Origin of the sequence: Bathymodiolus azoricus thioautotrophic gill symbiont, assembly GCF_001298715.1 — a bacterium.
GTDB lineage: Bacteria > Pseudomonadota > Gammaproteobacteria > PS1 > Pseudothioglobaceae > Thiodubiliella.
Map to the genome: position 1 here is coordinate 1 of NZ_CDSC02000121.1, position 1,723 is coordinate 1,723.

General features: G+C 38.7%; 1 protein-coding gene. It reads left to right on the top strand.

What is annotated here, in order from left to right; all coding sequences use genetic code 11:
* Positions 1–108 precede the first annotated feature (108 nt).
* A partial coding sequence (locus tag BAZSYMA_RS02410; protein ID WP_195910056.1) for a C80 family cysteine peptidase occupies positions 109–1,723 on the top strand: 1,615 nt, incomplete at its 3' end.

Below are 1,723 nucleotides of genomic sequence, written 5' to 3' on the forward strand. Positions count from 1 at the left end.
GAGGGTAAGGGTAGTAATAATTATGATTTTTTAAGAAGATTAGAAGCAGGTTTTCAAATGACTAAGGTGTTAGAGCCAGGGATTCTGAAGACGAAAAATTTTGAAAGAATGGCTAACGATTTAGATAGGCATTTGCAAGTCCGAAATATCAAATACCAAACACAGTTTAATAAGTTAAGTGCAATTGCACGCAAGTGTGCAGAGAATGCTCTTGCCTATCATTTAGAAGATAAACTTAACAAGGGTGAGCTGGATATTGATGCAAGCGTAGATATGTTAAAAGACATTGCTGGCTTGAGCCTTGTAGAACAACTCAGACACATTAAAGGTGTTAAAGGTGAATTTGAAGGATTACTAAGTAAAGATGAGATTAACCTTGATAAAAATACAGCTCGCAAAGCTTGGGCTGAGGAATGTGTGAAAAAGGCATCAGAGATTGTTAGTGATATTACAAAATCTCAATATGCGTTAAGTGTATGGAAGCGCAAAAGAGTAACAAATAAGTATAATACTGCTCCCGGTCCTAGGGATACACATTGTGTTGTTGTTCAGTTACAAGACGATCAAGCCGTAGCAAATAGTTCGGCAGCCTTAGCAAGCAAACATTTTGGAAACTCTACACTTATAAAAATGGATAATAATGGTGATTATCAGATTGTGTATGGACCTAAATTACACAAAATAAAAGCAGATAATATTAAAATATTATTTGCTGGACATGGTAAAAAAGGGTTTATAGGACGCAGAACGGCTACTAACATTGTTGATTATGTTGTTACATTAAGAGGCGTTTTACCCGCTCAATCAAGCATTGACACAGTCGCTATGAAAGGATGCAATCCAGGCGCTGATTTTAGTAAAGATGTCGCAATGGGTCTGAAAGAAAGGAACATTGAAACCAAGGTCAGTTCTAGATTAGGTCAGTTACAAACAGGACCAACCGGTAGAAGTAGAGTTAACAATCGCTATCATCTTGACGAAGGAAAAGTTGTCTGGGGCTACAAAGACGGTGAATTAACCCAGCTTGATCCTTACACAGACGACAATTATCATCTTGTTGCTTCTGTGGGTGAGGATGGTTCGCTACAACTAAATAGATCGATAGAAGGTTTGGAAGGCGGGCTAAAAGTTCGTGTTATAGCAGACAAGTCTGATACTACCTTAGCAGCTCTGTCAGAGTTGGAAAGGCGACTGCCTGATGGCACTTCAATGGCACAAATAAATATAAAAATGGGTGGTGGCAGTGCAGACTGGTATGCCACGCATGGTGCAGCTGGTTACGCAGGTCTTGTGAGTGATTTAAGTAGCAGGTTCAATGCAAATGTATTGGCGTACAGTCCTTCAGGTCCGAATAGAGGATCATATGCTTATCGTTATGAAAAGGATAAAGACACAACAGTAGGCGGAGTAGCAGGAGCGGATAAGGTAACCAAAGATTTTGTATTTTACGATGTACGCTCCTCAGGCAGTATTGGTTTTTCCTACAAAAAAGACAGAACTACTGTTGTATACAATATTGCAAAAAAAACCAGTCTCAACAAGACACCTGTCACCATAATACAGTCAGGTAGCTACTCTGAGCAAGAACTGTTGGAACAATTTAAAGGTGCAATAAGTTTGATTGAGAGCTCTGTTTCTAAAATAGAAATCATTACACAAAATACTGTAATGAGTGATGACGATTACAGATCCATGGTGAAATTCTTATCTAAAGAGCTGAATG